Source organism: uncultured Cellulomonas sp. (assembly GCF_947494015.1).
Classification (GTDB): Bacteria; Actinomycetota; Actinomycetes; order Actinomycetales; family Cellulomonadaceae; genus Pengzhenrongella.
The window spans coordinates 43,190-60,600 of the sequence record NZ_CANLTL010000004.1 but is presented as its reverse complement, the minus strand read 5'-3'; the positions used below and the strand labels follow the sequence as shown (position 1 = coordinate 60,600).

Sequence of the window (17,411 nt, the reverse complement as noted above, 5' to 3'; positions counted from 1 at the left end):
CCTCGACGGAGCCGGCCCGGCGCGGTCGCCGAGCCGCTCGTCGGACTAGGCGTCGACCACGATGGCGATGACGACGGGCTCGCGGCGGTACGTGCGCTGGATGAAGCGGCCCACCGCGTTGCTGATCAGCGACTCCAGGCGCTCGACGTCCTGCACGCGGTCACCGGCGACCCGCTCGAGCGCCTTCTCGACCTCCGCGGAGGCCCCGTCGAAGGTGTGGTCGTCGTGCACGAAGCCGCGGCTGATGAACTCCAGCGGCTCGGCGAGCCGGTTCGTCGTCGGGTCCACCAGGGCCAGGACGGTGATGATGCCGCCCTCGCGCAGCAGGCGCCGCTCCTTGAGGGTGTCCTCGGTGGCGCGGCCCACGGTCTGGCCGTCGACGTACACCAGCCCGGCCTCGACCTGGCCGCTGATCTTGGCGACGCCGTCGGCGAGGTCGACGGTGACGCCGTCGCGGCCGATGATGACGCGGTCCTCCGGCACCCCGGTGCGCACCGCGAGCTCGCCGTTGGCGCGCAGGTGCTTGGCCTCGCCGTGCACCGGCATGACGTTCTTCGGCTTGACGATGTTGTAGCAGTACACGAGCTCACCGGCGCTCGCGTGCCCGGACACGTGCACCTTGGCGTTGCCCTTGTGCACGACGTTCGCGCCGAGGTCGGTGAGCTTGTTGATCAGGCCGTAGATCGCGCTCTCGTTGCCCGGGATCAGGGAGCTGGCGAGCAGGAAGGTGTCGCCCTCGTTGACCTGGATCTGGTGGTCGCCGTTGGCCATCCGGGACAGCGCGGCCATCGGCTCGCCCTGCGAGCCGGTGCAGATCAGGGTCACCTTGTCGTCCGGCATCGAGTCGAGCTTCTTGGCGTCCACGACGAGGCCGCGCGGGATCGTCAGGTAGCCGAGGTCCCGGGCGATGCCCATGTTGCGGACCATCGACCGTCCGACGAACGCGACCTTGCGCCCGTGCGCGTGCGCGGCGTCCAGCACCTGCTGGATGCGGTGCACGTGGCTGGCGAAGCTCGACACGATGATCCGCCGCGGTGCGGTGCCGAACACGTGGTCGATCGCCGGCGTGAGCTCCCGCTCGGACGTCGTGAAGCCGGCCACCTCGGCGTTGGTGGAGTCGGTGAGGAACAGGTCCACGCCCTCCTCGCCGAGCCGGGCGAAGTGCCGCAGGTCGGTGATCCTCCGGTCCAGCGGGAACTGGTCCATCTTGAAGTCGCCGGTGTGCAGCACGAGCCCGGCGCGGGTGCGGATCGCGACCGCGAGCCCGCCGGGGATGGAGTGGTTGACGGCGACGAGCTCGAGCTCGAACGGACCGGCCTGGTGGGTGTCCCCCGCCTCGACGTGGACGGTCTTCGGCCGGATGCGGTGCTCCTTGAGCTTGGCCTCGATGAAGGCCAGCGTGAGCTCGGAGCCGATCACGGGGATGTCCGCCCGCTCCTTGAGCAGGTACGGCACCCCGCCGATGTGGTCCTCGTGCCCGTGCGTGAGCACGATGGCGACGATGTCCTTGAGGCGGTGCCGCAGCGAGGTGAAGTCGGCCAGGATCACGTCGATGCCCGGCTGGTGGTCCTCGGGGAACAGCACACCGCAGTCGACGACGAGGAGCTTGCCCTCGAACTCGAACACGGTCATGTTGCGGCCGATCTCACCCAGGCCACCGAGCGGGGTCACCCGCATCGCGCCCTTCGCGAGTGCGGGCGGGGCGCTGAGCTTCTGCCGGTGTGCTGACTGCACGGAGGGGCCTCTCGTCTGCGGGACGGCGCGGGGCGCCGAGGGTCGTCGGTTCGGGCGGGGCGGGTCCGCGCCGCGGTCAGCGGCGCCGACCCGTCGTGGTGCGGGTCCTGCACGGTCTCGGGTCGCGGCCGCCCGGCGCTCGGACCTGCGCGCCGCAGACAGTGCGGCGACGGCGGTCCGGCCTGCCGACCGGTGGCGATGCCCGGAGCCTACCGGTCGGCGTCGCGCGGACCGTGCGGGGCTCAGCTGCCGACCGTCGCGACGGCGCTGCGGTAGCGGTCGACGACGATCCCCACGAGCCGCTCGTCCGGGGCGAGCGGCTCGGTGACGAGGTCGGCACCGGCGGCGAGCAGCCGGTCGTGGAAGAACCCGGGCGCGAGCAGGTAGGACGCGACCACCACCCGGCGCCCGAGGGCGCGCGCGGCGGCGACGGCGTCGGGCACGGACGGCTGGGCGCCCGCGCCGTAGCCGACCAGCACCGGGCCGTGGGGCCACCCCGACCGGAGCCCGGCAGCGACCTCCTCGACGGCCTCGGCGGCGCGCGCGTCGGACGACCCGGCCGCGGCGAGCACCACCGCGTCACCCGGGCCGGCACCGGCCGCCCGGAGCCGGTCGACAAGGATCGCGACCAGCCGGGGGTCGGGTCCCAGCGCGCCGGACGCCGCGGCGCCGGCCGTCGCGACGGCCTCGGCGATGTCGACGTGCACGTGGAAGCCGGCGGACAGCAGCAGCGGCACCACCACGGCGGAACCGGCGTCGGCCAGCGCGCCGGCGACGACGTCGGCCACCTCGGGCCGCTGGACGTCGACGAACGCCTCGCGCACGTCGAGGGCGGGGTGCGCGCGGCGGACGCCGTCGACGATCGACCGGATCGCCGCCCGGCCCGCGACGCTGTCGGTGCCGTGGGAGCAGCCGACGAGCACCGGCGGGCGCGGGGCGGGTGCGTCAGGCACGTGCCCTCCGCACCGGCTGCGGGGCCTCGCCGGCGGGCGCGTCGTCGAGCACCTCGAGCCGGTAGCCACGCTTGACGACCGTGCGGACCAGCCCCCGGTCGCCGGTCGCGTCCCGCAGCCGGGCGATGGCCACCTCGGCGGCGTGCGGGTCGCGGGAGTCCCCGGGCAGCGCCGCGAGCACCTCGGAGCGCGTGACGACGTCGCCGCGCCGCGAGGCCAGCAGCCGCAGCACCTCCAGCCCGCTCGGGGACAGCGCGAGCACCCGACCGTCCAGCACGGCGGCGCCGGCGTGCACCTGCAGCGCACCGGCGCTCGTGGTGAGCACCTGCAGACCGCCGTAGTGCCCCACCAGCGCGCGCACCAGCGAGCCGAGCCGCCCACGGTCGGGGATGAGCGGCTCGACGCCGCGATCCAGCAGCGGGCGCGCCGTGGTCGGGCCGACGGCGGCGGCGACGGTCCGGCCCGACCGCATCCTGGCCACCACCGCGTCGGCGACCCGGGCGGCGTCGGCCGCACCGAGCCAGGCCGCGGCACCAGGCGCGGAGGTGAACACGACCGCATCGATCTCCCCCGCCGCGACCGACCGGACCGAGGCGTCCAGGGCGGCGGGGTCCGGCGGCGGTCCCCACCGGTAGACGACGAGGCTGCGCACGCGGGCACCGGCGGCGGTGAAGGCGTCGTCGAGGCCGTCGGAGCCGGCCCCGTGGTGCTGGACCGCGATGGTCAGCCCCTCGACGCCGTCGTCGAGCAGCGCCTCGGCGATCTCGACGGACGTCTCGGACTCGGCGACCCAGTCGGCCTGCAGGCCGGCTGCCTGGATGGCTCCGCGCGCCTTGGGGCCGCGTGCCACGATGCGGGCCCGGCTCAGCACGGCGGTCAGCGGCTCGGCGAGGCCGACCGCGTCCGCAGCCTCGATCCAGCCGCGGAAGCCGATGCCGGTGGTGACCACGACGATGTCGGGCGGGTCCTCGATCAGTCCCCGGGTGGCGGCCACGAGCTGGGCGTCGTCCTCGTTCGGCACCATGCTCAGCGCGGGGGCGTGCCGGATGACCGCGCCCCGGCGCCCGAGTGCGGCGCCGAGCTCGGCCGAGCGGCGGTCCGCGGTCACCAGCACCACGCACCCGGCCATGGTCTGGGCGATGGGTTCGGTCACGGTGCCATCGTCCCGGGCCGGGCGGGGTCCGGCAGGTGGGGGTCCGGCCGGTGGCGGTCGGCCGGCCCGGGGTCGAGCAGGCCGGGTGCCGCGACGGCGCCGATGACGATCACCGCCGGCGCCCGGACGCCGACCCGACGCGCCTGCTCGGCGATCGCGTGCAGCGGCGCCCGGGTGACCCGCTGCTGCGGCGTCGCCCCGTTCTCCACGACGGCGACCGGGGTCGCGGGATCGGCGCCCTCGGCGAGCGCTGCGGCGGCGATGTCCGGCAGCACGGAGACCCCCATGAGGGCGACCACGGTCGCCGTCGCGTCCCGCACCGCGACCCGCGCCGCCAGGTCCAGCCCGTCGTGGCCGTTGACGACGTGGAAGGCGGTGACCGTGCCCCGGTGGGTGAGCGGGATGCCGGCGGCCGCGGGAGCCGCGAGCGCGCTGCTCACCCCGGGGACCACCTCGACCCGGACGCCGGCCTCCCGGCACGCGAGGACCTCCTCGCCGCCGCGTCCGTACACGAACGGGTCGCCGCCCTTGAGCCGGACGACGGTCTGCCCGCGCTGGGCGCGCTCGACCAGGACGCGGTTGATCTCGTCCTGGGGCACCGGGTGGTGGCCCGGGGTCTTGCCGACGTCGATCACCTCGACGTCGGCGGGCAGCTCGGTGAGCACGTCGGTGGGCCCGAGCCGGTCGGTGACCACGACGTCGGCCTCGGCGAGCGCCCGGCGCCCGCGCAGGGTGAGCAGGTCCACCGCGCCCGGACCGCCACCGACCAGGACGACGCGTCCGGCACCGTCCGGCCGGCGGCGGCGCCGCAGGTCCGCGCCGCCGGACCGGACGTGCTCGGCGACCGACCGCAGCACCTCCCGGCTGCGGCCCGGGTCCGGTGCGCCGTCGGACACCACGCCGACGACGACATCGCCCGCCCGGGTCACCGCGGGCGTGCGGGCCGACCCGACGGCGGCATCGCCGGCGCTGACGCACCAGACGCGCCGGGTCTGAGCCCAGCCGGCCACCCGCTGGTCGACGGCGGCGTCCCCGGTCGCGGTGTGCACGAGCCACACGCCGTCCAGGTCCGCCTCGGTGACGCCGTCGCAGCGCCAGCGGACGGCGCCCGCCGCGGCCAGGTCGGCGAGGTCCTCGCACAGCGCGGGCGCCACGACCCGCACCGACGCGCCCTCGGCGAGCAGCCCGTGCACCCGGCGGGCGGCCACCGGTCCGCCGCCGGCCACGAGGACGCAGCGCCCGGCGAGGTCGATCCCGAGCAGCGTCGTCACGGTGCGGCCCCCTCGGCGGGTCCCGGGACGGCACCCGGCCCGCCGACCAGGACGACGTCGCCGTCGGTCTGCACCGGCCACGTCCGCAGGTCCTGCGGCTCGCGTCCCACCGCGTCCAGGCACCGCCCGGTCCGCAGGTCCCACACCTGCTTGTACATCGGGGACGCGACCGTGGGGGTGTCCCCGCGGGTACCGACGATGCCGCGCGAGACCACGTGGGCGCCGCTGAACGGGTCGCGCTGCTCGACGGCCAGCACGGTGTCGTCGACCAGCCGGAACAGCGCCACCTGCTCGCCGTCGACCAGCGCCGCGGCGCCGCGCTCGGGTGCGAGGTCGTCGAGCCGGCACACCGCGGTCCACCGGGGCGCCGCGCCGCGCACCTCGACCCGCACGTCGACCCGCACGTCGACCGGGCCGTCCACCGGCGCCTCGACGGGCACGTCGCCCGGCACCTGGACCGGCACCTGGACGGGCCCCGTCACGACCGCACCGCCAACGTCGTGCCGGCGACGACCACGGGGCCGCCGGCCGTCGACCGCTCGAGCTCGGCGCGCTCGGTCGCCGTCGCCGGCCGGGCCTGCCCACGCTCGGCCACGTAGGCGAGCGACGGGTCGGGTGTCGTCGGAGCGTTGACGAACGACGCGAACCGGCGCAGCTTCTCGGGGTCCTCCAGGGTCGCCTTCCACTCGTCGGCGTAGGCGTCCACGTGCCGCGCCATGCTCGCGTCGAGGTCGGCGGCGATGCCGAGGGCGTCGTCCAGGACGACGGCGCGCACCCCGGCCAGGCCGCCGTCGACCTCCTCCATCCACGGGGCGGTGCGCTGCAGGCGGTCGGCGGTGCGGATGTAGTACATGAGGAACCGGTCGATCGTGCGCACCAGCGTGTCGGTGTCCAGGTCCTCGGCGAGCAGCTGCGCGTGCCGCGGGGTGAAGCCGCCGTTGCCGCCGACGTACAGGTTCCAGCCGTTGTCGGTGGCGATCACCCCGACGTCCTTGGCGCGGGCCTCGGCGCACTCCCGGGCGCACCCGGACACGCCGAGCTTGAACTTGTGCGGGCTGCGCAGGCCGCGGTACCGCAGCTCGAGCGCGACGGCCAGGCCCACCGAGTCCTGCACGCCGTAGCGGCACCACGTCGAGCCGACGCACGACTTCACGGTGCGCAGCGACTTGCCGTAGGCGTGCCCGGACTCGAAGCCCGCGTCGACCAGGCGCTTCCAGATGCCCGGCAGCTGGTCGATGCGGGCGCCGAACATGTCGATCCGCTGCCCGCCGGTGATCTTGGTGTAGAGCCCGTAGTCCTTCGCGACCTGCCCGATCACCAGCAGACCCTCCGGGGTGATCTCGCCACCGGGGATGCGCGGGACCACGGAGTACGAGCCGTCCTTCTGCAGGTTGGCCATGACGTGGTCGTTGGTGTCCTGCAGGGCGGCGCGCTCGCCGTCCAGCACGTGGCCGTCGTCGAGGGAGGACAGGATCGAGGCGACCACGGGCTTGCAGATGTCGCAGCCGCGTCCGTGGCCGTGCCGCTGCACGATCTCGCTGAAGGTCCGCAGGCCGGTGACCCGGACCGCGTCGAACAGCTGGCGGCGGGACATCGCGAAGTGCTCGCACAGCGCGTGCGAGACCGTGATCCCGGCTCGGGTCAGCTCGGCGCCCAGGAGCTTCTTGACCAGCGGCAGGCACGACCCGCAGCTCGTGCCGGCCCTGGTGCACGCCTTGACCGCGCCGAGGTCGGTGCACGCGTGGTCGGTGACCGCGCCGCGCACGGTGCCGGCGGTCACGTTGTTGCACGAGCACACGGTGGCGTCGTCGGGCAGGTCGCCGCCGGAGGCGGGGTCCTTGCCCGGCAGCAGGAGGGCCGACGGGTCGCCGGCCAGCTGACGGCCGACCATGGGGCGCAGGCTCGCGTACGCCGACGCGTCGCCGACCAGCACGCCGCCGAGCAGCGTGCGTGCGTCGTCGGACAGCACGAGCTTGGTGTAGACGCCGGCCACCGGGTCGGAGTGCACCAGCTCCAGCGCACCCGGCGTGCGGGCGAAGGCGTCGCCGAAGCTGGCGACGTCCACGCCGGACAGCTTGAGCTTGGTCGCCGTGTCCGCCCCCGGGAAGACGGCGCTGCCGCCCAGCAGCCGGTCGACGACCACCTCCGCCATCGCGTAGCCCGGCGCGACCAGGCCCAGGCACGCCCCGTCGATGCAGGCCACCTCGCCCGCGGCCCACACGTGCGGGTCCGCGGTCCGGCACGCCTCGTCGACGACGACGCCGCCGCGCGCCCCGATCTCCAGGCCGGCGGCGCGGGCCAGCTCGTCGCGGGGCCGCACGCCGGTGGCGACCACGACGACGTCCACGTCGAGCCGGCCGCCGTCGGCGAAGTCCAGCCGTCCGACGGTGCCGCGGCGGTCGACCCGCATCCGCTCGGTGACCGTGCCGGTGCGCACCGCCACCCCGAGGCGGTTGATCAGCCGGCGCAGCGCCTCGCCGCCGCCGAGGTCCACCTGGGCCGACATGAGGTGCGTGCCGACCTGGATGACCGTGCACGTCGCACCCAGCGCCCGCAGCGCACCGGCCGCCTCGAGCCCCAGCAGGCCGCCGCCGATGACGGCGCCGCGGACCGGTCGCCCGCGCGCGGCCTGCTGCTCGACCCAGCCGCGCAGCGCGGCCACGTCGTCGATCGTGCGGTACACGAATACGCCGGGCAGGTCGTTGCCCTCGATCGGTGGCATCGCGGCGCTGGACCCGGTGGCGAGGACCAGCTCGTCGTAGGCCCAGGTGCGGCCGTCCGCGACGCGCACGGTGCGTGCGGCCCGGTCGACGTCCACCACCCGGGCGCCGCGCACCAGGCGCACCGCCGGGTCGTCCCACAGGCCCGGGTCGCCGAGCGCGAGGTCCTCGGGGTCCCGGCCGGAGAAGTACGACGTCAGGGCGACCCGGTCGTACGGCGCGCGCGGCTCCTCGGCCAGCACCGTCACCTGCCAGCGGTCGTCCACGTCGCGGTCACGGACCGCCTCGACCAGGCGCTGGGCCACCATCCCGCCGCCCACCACGACGAGGCGTCGCGGGGCGGCGTCGAGCGGACCGGCGGGCGGTGCGGTCTCGACGTCAGGGTGCATGCGGGTCCTCCGGGTGCATCCGGCCCGGGGTGGGCCGCTGCGACGACGCTAGAGAGCCCGTGTGTCACCGAAGGTTCGCGGGCGTTACCACCGCGAAACACGGTCCGCACAGCGCCGCGCGGGTCCGTGTGAGCCGAAGTCCTCAGGTCGCGCGCCCCCCTGACGATGGGTCCACGTGCCCGACGTCGACTACCGTCGCCTGACAGCGACCCGTGCTGCGCGAGCAGGGGCGTGGTGACGCCGAGGTCAGGGGGGACGGTGCCCGAGGACGTGACCCGGCCCACGCACGTGCCCACCGCCCGCACGCCGCTGCCGTCGGGGTCGCCCGCCGAGCACGACGACACCCCGGACGTCGCCCGCGTGCTGCAGCAGCCCGACCAGCCGCGGCTCGTCTTCCAGCCCATCGTGGACCTGCGCCGCGGCGTCGTCGCGGGCTACGAGGCGCTCGCCCGGTTCGACGGGCCGCCCGCGCTGAGCCCGGACCGGTGGTTCGCCGCTGCCGACCGGGAGGGCGTCGGGGCCCTGCTGGAGGCACGGGTCCTGCGGGCCGCGATCGGCGTCCTGCCCGACGTGCCCGCGGACTGCTTCCTGTCCGTCAACGTCAGCCCCCACCTGCTGTGCGAGCCGGAGCTCGCCGACCTCCTGCGCGCTGCGCCGGACCTGCGCCGCCTCGTGCTCGAGCTGACCGAGCACGTGCGCGTCGACGAGTACGAGCCGCTCACGGCACTGCTCACCCTTGCGCGGGCCAAGGGTGCCGTGATCGCGCTGGACGACGCCGGCACGGGCTACTCGGGCCTGCAGCAGATCGCGCTGATCCGTCCCGAGATGGTCAAGATCGACCGTGCCCTGGTGGACCACGCCGACCGGGACGAGGTCAAGCTGGCCGTGACCGAGCTGCTCGGGGCCTTCGCCGGACGCCTGGACGCCGTCCTGATCGCCGAGGGCGTCGAGCGCCCCGAGGAGCTCGCGGCCTTCGTCCGGCTGGGGATCCCGCTCGCCCAGGGCTGGCTGTTCGGCCGGCCGTCGCCGGGCTGGGCGGCCGTGCCGCCGGAGCAGGCGGCCATGATCCGGTCGCTCGCCGACCGCCGGGAGCGGGTCGACTCGGTCGCCGGCCTCGTGGAGCGGACGGCGACGATCACCGACGAGGAGCTGCTCGCGGCGGTGCCGCCGTTCGCCGACGCACCCGGCGAGGACCTCGTCGTCGTCGTCGACCGGCACCAGCGCGCGGTGTGCCTGGTCCGTCGTCCCCGGCCCGACGGCGACGACGAGGCCGCCGCCGGGGCGACGGCCGGGCCGCCCGAGGTCGTGCCGGTCAGCCTGCGCACGACGGACACCGCCGACCTCACCGACGTGGCGACCCGGGCCATGACCCGCCTCCCCGCGACCCGGTTCGACCCGGTGGTGTGCAGCGACGCCCTGGGTCGACACGTCGGCGTGCTGCGGCCCGAACGGCTCGTGCTCCGCCTGGCGGAGCTCGCCGACCACTCCGTGCGGTTCCAGCACGGTGCCGGCCCGCTCACGGTCGCGCACCCGTCCCCCGCCCCGACATCCAGCGTCGGGGCCCGAGCTCGAGGAGAGCTGTCATGAAGGAGTACGCCTGCGGCGACGTCGTCCCCGGTTGCGGAGCCGTCTTCCGTGTCGACGGGGAGGACGAGATGCTCGCGCTGTGCACGGTCCACGCCCAGCACGACCACGGCCTGACCGAGCCCCAGATGCCCGACGACCTCATCAGCCGGATCCGCGCGGTCATCCGCACCACCGCGTGACCGCGCCCCGGGTCGCCGTGACCGGCGCCACCGGCCACGTCGGTGGCCTGGTCGCCCGGGCGCTGGCGGCGGCCGGCACCCCGCAGCGGCTCGTGGTCCGGGACGCCCGCCGGGCGCCGGACCTGCCCGGCGCCACGGTCGCGGTGGCCGCCTACGACGACGGCCCCGCCGTCCGGGCGGCGCTCACCGGGGTCGACGTCGTGCTGCTGGTGTCGGCCTCGGAGAGCGCCGACCGGGTCGACCGGCACCGCACCGCGGTCGACGCCGCCGCCGCGGCCGGGGTCCGGCACGTGGTGTACACGTCCTTCCTCGGCGCCGCACCGGACGCCACCTTCACGCTGGCCCGTGACCACTGGTCGACCGAGCAGCACCTGCGGGCGTCCGGGATGGCGCACACCGTCCTGCGCGACAGCCTCTACCTCGACGTGCTGCCGGAGTTCGCCGGCGACGACGGCGTGCTGCGCGGCCCGGCCGGCCACGGCGCCGTCGGCGCGGTGGCGCGGGCGGACGTCGCCCGCGCGGCGACCGCCGTGCTCACCGACGTGCTCACCGACGTGCGCACCGGCAGTCCGGCCGGCGGCGGGTCGGCTGGTCGGGCTGACGGGCCCGCCGGGCGGGACGCGCATCACGGCCGCACCTACGACCTCACCGGTCCGCAGGCGCTGACCCTGGCCGACGTCGCCCGGGTCGTCACCGAGGTGACCGGCCGCGCGGTGCGGTTCGAGGACGAGACGGTCGAGGAGGCGTACGCGTCCCGTGCGCCGTCCGGCGCACCGCGCTGGCAGCTGGACGCGTGGGTGTCGACCTACACGGCCATCGCCCGAGGCGAGCTGGCGGCGGTGACCGGCGACGTCGAACGGCTCACCGGCCGACGGCCGCTGTCCCTGCGTCAGGTGCTGACCGGGCGCTGATCGTCCGTGCCGGACGGCGGCGCGTCGGACGCCTACGAGCCGGCGACCAGGTCGTACCGCAGGCCGTCGGGCGTGACCCGGGCACCGTCGGCCGGGCGGTGCGCGGTGAGGCGCCCGTCATGGCCCAGGTGCTCGACCGGTGTGCCGTGCAGCAGCTCCGCCACGTCGCTCACCAGCCGCCGGTGGCATCGCCACCACAGCGTCTCGCTGCACATCACCGCGGTGCGCCCCCTGGGCGGCGCGGCGCCGCTCGGCAGGTCGGCCGGCAGCTCGGCCAGCAGGTCGGCCAGCAGGTCGGCCATCGCGTCGCGGAACTCCGGCGTGCGGGTGTGCGCGGCGTACGCGCGGAACGCCTCGACCTGCCACCACGGGTCCGCGGCCGGTTCGTCGGGCGACCGCTCCACCCGCCGACGGCCGCCGAGCCGCGGCTCCCAGCGGTAGGCCACCCCGCCCGCCGGCAGCCACTCCTCGAGAGCGTCGCGCGCGACGTGCGGGTGTCGTCGGCTGCCGGGGAAGCGCCGCACGTCGACCAGCCGGGTGACGCCGGCGACGTGCAGCAGCTCCAGCATCCGGTCCGCGTCGGCGGTCCCGTGCCCGAAGGTGAGCAGCGTCGGCAGGGTCGGCGGCATCCGGCCAGGGTGTCCGTCGCTCGGTCGCCACGCCACCCGACGCGGTGGTGCGCACAGGCCAAGGCGGGGTAAAGTCGCTGGTCAACGACCGTCTTCGGAGAGGACACCATGCGAGCACAGCGCCGCGCCGCGGCCCTCGTCGTCGCCCTGGGAACCGTGGTCGCCGTCGCGGCCGGGTGCTCCGACGGCACGGACGCCGCCGCGCCCACCTCCGCCCCACCGACGACGTCGGCGGCCTCCCCGGGCCCGTCGCCGACCGCCTCCTCGCCGGCCACCCCGACGAGCCCGGCCACGCAGACGGTGATGGTCTCCTACCTGGTCGACACGCGCGCCGGCATCCGGCTCGCCCACGAACCGCGCGAGGTCGACGCCGCGGACCCCGTCCGCGCCGCGGTCGAGGCGATGATCGCCGGGCCGGTCGACCCGGACTACAGCACCGCCTGGGACCCGGCCACCCAGGTGCTGGGCGTGACCCGGGACGGCTCGACGATCGTCGTGGACCTCAGCGAGCAGGCGCGCACCGCGTCGATCGGCTCGGAGGGCGCCGCGCGGATGGTCCAGCAGCTCGTGCACACCGCCACGGCGGCCGCCGACGATCCGACGGCCGGGGTGCTGCTGACCATCGACGGCGAGCCGGCCGGTGACCTGTGGGGCGCGGTCAGCTGGACCGAGCCGATCAGCCGGGCGGACCCGCTGGACGTCCGTCAGCTCGTCCAGATCGACACCCCGGCGCAGGGCGCCACCACGTCATCCCCGGTGACCGTGGCCGGGGACGCGGCGGTGTTCGAGGCGAACCTGCTCTGGCGTGTCCTGGACGGCTCGGGCGCCGAGGTGCGGTCCGGCTTCACCACCACCGCCGAGGGCCAGACCTTCGCGCCCTACTCCTTCGAGGTGGAGCTGGACCCGGGCACCTACACGGTCGTGATCAGCGAGAGCGACCCGTCCGACGGTGCGGGCGGGACACCGATGACGGACTCGCGGACCGTCGTGGTGCAGTAGGCCGGCGGAGGGCTCAGGGCGCCGGCACGAACCCTTCGTGCCGGACCACCCAGGTCCCGTCGTCGGGGAAGCCCGGAGCCGGGCGGCCGCCGTCGTCGTCCCACCCGCCGGCCATCAGCGCGACGGCGGCCAGCAGGCCCCCGTTGCCGGGCAGGTAGGCCGCCAGGTGGTCGGTCTGGCGGTTGTGGCCGTTGGGCAGGTGCAGGTTCTTGGCCTCGTCCCGCAGCAGCAGGTCGACCGCGAGGGCGGGGTCGCCCAGCCGCGTCGCGGTCATCGCCAGTGCGGGGTAGTCCCATCCCCACGTGCTGGGCCAGTCCCAGTCGGCCATGACCGAGGAGAGCGTCGCCCGGACCAGCGCCGGGTCGAGCACGTCGGTGGCCGGCACGACGCCGAGCCCGTAGACCATCGAGGGATGGTCGGTGCGGATCGTGAACGGCTCGACGCCGATCGCCGCGTACACCCCGTCCCGCACCAGCGGGCGCACCATGCCCCGGCCGACCTCGTCCCAGCGGGGCTCCGGCGGGTGGCCGGACTGCACCCGCCACCGCTGCGCCACGCCGAGCGCCCACGCCCAGTACGCGAGCTCGAACGGCGGGTTCGTCACCCGGTCGCGCAGCGCGGCGTACGACTCCTGCGCCGGGATGAGCGGCGGTCCGAGCCCGTACCCGTCCGGCCCGGGCTCGGCCACGTCGGCCATGAACCGCGCGGTCTGCTCGACGAGGTCGCCGTACCGCTGCACGACCCGCGCGGAGTCACCGGCTCGGCGCAGCAGCTCGGCGAGGTGGATGACGTGCGGCTGCTGCCAGAGCAGGAACGGCCCGATGTCGCTCGGGCTCTCCCGGCCGTCCGGACCCACCTGCTTGGGCCAGCGGGCGCCAGCGTAGCCCTGCAGCCGCGCGGTGGCCCGGGCGCGCGGCAGCACCGCGTCGTACCAGGCCATGCTGCGCTCGAGCAGCTCGGGCCGTCCCCACAGCGCGAAGTGGGCGGCGTGCCACCAGTGCATCTCCAGGTGGAACCGCCCGCGCCAGCTGTTGCCCACCAGCCCGGTCTCCTGCGGCGGCAACGACCCCGCGCACTGGATGGCGGTGAGGTACTGCGAGAGGACCGCGCGCCGTTCGAGCTCGTGGGCGCGCGGATCGGTGCTGCCGGCCAGGTCGAGCGCCGCTCCGCTGCCCCAGAAGCGTGGCCAGTGATCGGCAGCGGCGTCGAGCACGCCGTCGACGGTGACCGGTCCGTCGACAACCGGCGCCCCACCGGGCGCCAGCGCCACCACCAGCTCGAGCACGCGGCCGGAGTCGGACACCACGACCTCGTGCGGGCCGGTCTGCTCCACCGCGTGCCGCGCGCCGGTGCGCAGGTCCAGCCGGTAGCCGACGCCGTCAGCGCCGGCCGCCCCCTCGACGCCGGCCGCCCCCTCGACGCCGGCCGCCCCCTCGACGCCGGCCGGACCGGCCGCGCCGTCCAGCCGGCGCAGCACCTGCCCGCCGCCGGGCCGGGTGGTCAGCTCGGTGAGGTGGGCTCCGGGCCGTGTCCAGTCGGCGGCGTTGCTCCACGACTCGGACCCGTACGGGAAGGCCAGGCGCACCGCCACCCCGGGGGGCGCGGCGTCGTCCACGACGACCCGGACCGCGAGGACGTCGCGGGCCGGGTGGCAGGCCGTGGTGACCCGCAGCCGCCTCCCGGCGAGCACCACCTGGCTCGTCACCGTCCCGGTCCACAGGTCCAGCACCTGCTCGCTGGCCCCCAGCTCGTCCGGGGACGGTGCCCGGTGGTCACCGGCACGACCGCCGGCGTCGTCGGCGTCGACCGGGACGAGCAGGCCGATGCGCGCCAGGTCGAGCCGGTGCGGGTTGGCCCGCAGCCACAGCGTCGCCTCGTCGAGCGCGGAGTCGTCCGATCCGCTCAGCGGTGCCGCGTCGACGTAGCGCACCTCGCCACGCGGGGTCCGGTAGGGCCGCCGGGTCGCGTCCAGGTCCGCCCCGGCCGGCCGCGGGACGCTGTGCCATCCCCACTGCGACTGCGTGCCCAGCAGCGTCCCGGTCGGTCCGCCGGCGGGGTCGGGCACCGGGTACAGCTCGGGGAACGTCTGCAGACCGGTGACGTCGACGGACAGGGCGAGCTCGCCGTTGCCGACCTGGAGCGGTGAGCGGGGGTCGACGCCGGCGACCCGGACGGTGTGCCGCCGGACCACGGCCTGACGGTCGATCGCAGCCACGAAGCACTCCTGGGGGGACGAGGCGGGCTCTGCCGGGCCGGGTGGGCGGGTCAGGACACGGCGGCCGTCAGCTCGGCCACGAACTGCTCGGCGGCGGCCGCCGGCTCGATCTGGTCGAACAGCACCTGGTCGTTGAGCCGGGTGAGGATCGCGACGCTCTCGGTCGACCCGGTCGGCCCGACCACGAAGTCGCCGTCGGCGTGCTCACCGACCCGCTCGATGACGTCGAACTCCGTCTGCTGCACGGGTGTCAGGTCCGCCGACAGGTGCTCGCGCACCTCGGCGTTGGCGGGGATGCCACGGTTCGCGCCGAGGAAGTCCGCCGCCTCGGTGGAGTTGACCAGGTAGTCGATGAGCTTGGCCGACGCCTCCGGGTGCTCGGAGTTCTTGCTGATCGTCCACAGCTGCGACGCCTGCAGCCACACGCCGGGACCCTCGTGGTTCGACTCCCCCGGCGGCAGCAGCATGATCATGTCCTGCCCGGCCGCCTCGCTGTAGGCGGTCAGGAGGTTGGACCAGCCGAACTTCATCGCCGAGAGCCCGCGGCCGAGCAGCGTCTGCTCGGGCGCCGGCTGGCCGGCGAGCTCCGCCGTGATGCTCGCCTGCGGCGAGGCACCCTGCTCCATGAGCGTGGTGGTCATGTCGAACCAGTCCTGGACGGTGGACGGCTCGATGGCCACGGTGCCCTCGGGCGAGTACAGGCCCAGCCCGGTGTGCTGGTTGGCGTACAGGTCCAGCGTGTCCGGCGAGGTCGGGTCCTCCACGCCGTAGGTGCCCTCGGGGGTGTTCGCCGAGATCTCGGTCGCGATGTCGACGAACTCGTCCCAGTCCCAGGTCTCGTCGTCGGGCAGCTCCACGCCCGCGGCCTCGAAGACCGCCGGGTTGACGATCAGCCCGTAGGTGTTGACGCCGGTCGGCACCCCGTACTGGGTGTCGCTGAAGTACCCGTTGGCGAGTGCGCTCTCGTCGAGCGTCGACAGGTCCAGGTCCTGCGACACCGTCTCCAGGTCGAGCAGCACGCCCCGGTCGCCGTACTCACGCGGGTACGCGCCACCCATGGTGATCACGTCCGGCTCGTCGCCCGCGGCGACGCCGGTCGCGAGACGGTCGAAGTAGGAGTTGAAGTCGACCGACTCCGTCTCGACGACGATGCCGGGGTTGGCGGCCTCGAACGCGTCGACCGCGTCGTTGGTCATCTGCGCGCGCTCCTCGTTGCCCCACCAGACGAAGCGGATGGTGACGGGCTCGTCGGGGTCGGCCGGGGCGCCGGCGTCCGGCTCCCCCGACGTCTGCGCCCCTTGCCCGCAGGCCGCCGTCGTCAGCAGCGCGGCGGTGGCGACGGCGCCGACGAGCGCGCGGCGCGCGGTGCTGCGTGCCCCTGTCCGAGTACCTCGTGTGTGTCGCATCGTGGCCCTTCCCCGCGTCGTTGCGGTGTGCGTCGGGTGTGCGTCGGGTGCGTGCCCTGCTCGCACCGCCGGGATGGAACCCGGCCATTTACACCGGTGTAAGTGCAGCACACGGGTCCGGACCGGTCAAGGACGGCGACGCCCGGAGGGCGGGTCGTGACCGGCCCGTGACCCGCGTGCGCCGGGCGCTCAGCGGCCGGCAGGAGCGCTGGACTCCCGGACCACCAGCGCGTAGTCGGCCACGAACGCGGGGCCACCGACGGGCGGTACGCCGTCGCCGGAGCCGACCGCGATCCGCTCCGCCAGCAGCGACACCGCATGGCGCGCGATCTGCGCGCGGTCGGGCCGCACGGTGGTCAGGCTCGGCCGGGAGAAGCGGGCCTCCTCGATGTCGTCGAACCCGGCGACCGCGACGTCGTCGGGCACGCGCAGACCGCGCTCGAACAGCACCCGCATCGCGCCCAGGGCGAGCACGTCGTTGAGACCGAACAGGGCGTCGACCTGCACCCCGCTGTCCAGCAGGCGCCGCGTCGCCGCCGCTCCCGCCTCCAGGGTCCAGTCCTCGGCGGGTGCGGTCAGCGCCGGGTCGTGCTCGAGCCCCGCCGCGGTGAGCGCCTCGAGGAACCCCCGGGTACGCAGGTAGCCGGCACCCTCGCTGCCGGCCTCGTACGAGCCGACCAGGCCGATCCGTCGGCGCCCGGCCGCCAGCAGGTGCTCGGCCACCGCCCGGGCGCCCGCGACGTTCGCCATCACGACGTGGTCGACCCGCGCGTCCAGCGACCGCTCACCCAGCAGCACGACGGGGTACCCGGTCTCCAGCCGCGGACCGTCCCCGGCGCGCAGCCCGATCGGCGACAGCACCAGGCCGTCCGTCATCCGTCGCCGCTCGCTCGCCAGCAGGTCGATCTCGCGCTGGCGCACGCCGCCGGTCTGCTCGATCAGCACGGTGTAGCCCCGGGCCTCGGCCGCACCCATGACCTCGTCGGCGAGCTCGGCGAAGTAGGGCAGGCGCAGCTTGGGGATGGCGAGCGTGATCATGCCGGTCCGCCCCAGGCTCAGGTTCCGAGCGGTGAAGTTCATCTGGTACCCGAGCTCGGCGATCGCGGCCAGCACCCGCTCGCGGGTCGCCGGCCGCACGTGCGGGAAGTCGTTGACCACGTTGGACACCGTCTTGACCGACACGTCGGCCCGCCGGGCCACGTCGCGCATGGTCGCCGACACGGGTCCTCCTGGTGGTGCGCGGCGGCGCGGCCCCGGTCGGGTCG

Annotated in this window: 14 protein-coding genes; 4 read left to right on the top strand and 10 right to left on the bottom strand. The window is 75.4% G+C overall.

Translation table 11 applies throughout. From position 1 onward, the window contains the following. Positions 1-45: 45 nt before the first annotated feature. The 6 genes from Q0840_RS05735 to nirB all read right to left on the bottom strand — a co-directional run bounded on the left by Q0840_RS05735 (position 46) and on the right by nirB (position 8,220). Complete coding sequence (locus Q0840_RS05735; protein ID WP_298457918.1) at positions 46-1,677, bottom strand: ribonuclease J; 1,632 nt, start codon at positions 1,675-1,677, stop codon at positions 46-48. Between the two features lie 299 nt (positions 1,678-1,976). Then, a complete protein-coding gene (locus Q0840_RS05730; RefSeq protein WP_298457385.1) occupies positions 1,977-2,687 on the bottom strand; it encodes a sirohydrochlorin chelatase in 711 nt (236 codons plus the stop codon). Beyond that, positions 2,680-3,816 (bottom strand): uroporphyrinogen-III synthase, encoded by a 1,137-nt coding sequence (locus Q0840_RS05725; RefSeq protein ID WP_298457916.1) that lies wholly within the window; start codon positions 3,814-3,816, stop codon positions 2,680-2,682. The genes Q0840_RS05730 and Q0840_RS05725 overlap by 8 nt, the downstream gene beginning before the upstream one ends. A gap of 20 nt (positions 3,817-3,836) precedes the next feature. Beyond that, complete coding sequence (cobA, locus tag Q0840_RS05720; protein WP_298457383.1) at positions 3,837-5,111, bottom strand: uroporphyrinogen-III C-methyltransferase; 1,275 nt, start codon at positions 5,109-5,111, stop codon at positions 3,837-3,839. After that, positions 5,108-5,503, bottom strand: coding sequence for a nitrite reductase small subunit NirD (gene nirD / locus Q0840_RS05715; protein ID WP_298457913.1), 396 nt, complete (start codon positions 5,501-5,503; stop codon positions 5,108-5,110). Before nirD ends, cobA begins: the two co-directional genes overlap by 4 nt. A gap of 86 nt (positions 5,504-5,589) precedes the next feature. Beyond that, positions 5,590-8,220 (bottom strand): nitrite reductase large subunit NirB, encoded by a 2,631-nt coding sequence (gene nirB / locus Q0840_RS05710; RefSeq protein ID WP_298457381.1) that lies wholly within the window; start codon positions 8,218-8,220, stop codon positions 5,590-5,592. 258 nt (positions 8,221-8,478) lie between these two features. Between nirB and Q0840_RS05705 the strand changes: the two genes are divergently transcribed. The 3 genes from Q0840_RS05705 to Q0840_RS05695 are packed head-to-tail and all read left to right on the top strand — an operon-like array spanning position 8,479 to position 10,897. Further along, the gene (locus Q0840_RS05705; RefSeq protein WP_298457378.1) at positions 8,479-9,807 is read left to right on the top strand and encodes an EAL domain-containing protein; all 1,329 of its coding nucleotides are present in this window, start codon (positions 8,479-8,481) and stop codon (positions 9,805-9,807) included. Beyond that, positions 9,804-9,986: a DUF1059 domain-containing protein gene (locus tag Q0840_RS05700; RefSeq protein ID WP_298457374.1), complete on the top strand. Its 183-nt coding sequence runs from the start codon at positions 9,804-9,806 to the stop codon at positions 9,984-9,986. Before Q0840_RS05705 ends, Q0840_RS05700 begins: the two co-directional genes overlap by 4 nt. Then, positions 9,983-10,897: an SDR family oxidoreductase gene (locus Q0840_RS05695; protein ID WP_298457372.1), complete on the top strand. Its 915-nt coding sequence runs from the start codon at positions 9,983-9,985 to the stop codon at positions 10,895-10,897. Before Q0840_RS05700 ends, Q0840_RS05695 begins: the two co-directional genes overlap by 4 nt. Positions 10,898-10,929: 32 nt before the next feature. On the opposite strand, the gene Q0840_RS05690 is transcribed toward Q0840_RS05695, so the two are convergent. Continuing rightward, complete coding sequence (locus Q0840_RS05690; RefSeq protein WP_298457370.1) at positions 10,930-11,526, bottom strand: DUF488 family protein; 597 nt, start codon at positions 11,524-11,526, stop codon at positions 10,930-10,932. 108 nt (positions 11,527-11,634) lie between these two features. Here Q0840_RS05690 and Q0840_RS05685 point away from each other — a divergent pair, with 108 nt between their 5' ends. Continuing rightward, positions 11,635-12,525: a Gmad2 immunoglobulin-like domain-containing protein gene (locus Q0840_RS05685; protein ID WP_298457367.1), complete on the top strand. Its 891-nt coding sequence runs from the start codon at positions 11,635-11,637 to the stop codon at positions 12,523-12,525. Positions 12,526-12,538: 13 nt separating this feature from the next. Here the strand turns inward: Q0840_RS05685 and Q0840_RS05680 are convergent, their stop codons facing one another. The 3 genes from Q0840_RS05680 to Q0840_RS05670 form a co-directional block, all read right to left on the bottom strand. Next, positions 12,539-14,740, bottom strand: coding sequence for a hypothetical protein (locus Q0840_RS05680; protein WP_298457365.1), 2,202 nt, complete (start codon positions 14,738-14,740; stop codon positions 12,539-12,541). A 50-nt stretch (positions 14,741-14,790) separates the two neighbouring features. Next, on the bottom strand, positions 14,791-16,146 hold the full coding sequence (locus Q0840_RS05675) for an ABC transporter substrate-binding protein (RefSeq protein WP_298457363.1): 1,356 nt from the start codon (positions 16,144-16,146) through the stop codon (positions 14,791-14,793). Positions 16,147-16,335: 189 nt separating this feature from the next. After that, complete coding sequence (locus Q0840_RS05670; protein WP_298457361.1) at positions 16,336-17,367, bottom strand: LacI family DNA-binding transcriptional regulator; 1,032 nt, start codon at positions 17,365-17,367, stop codon at positions 16,336-16,338. Between the last annotated feature and the right edge of the window lie 44 nt (positions 17,368-17,411).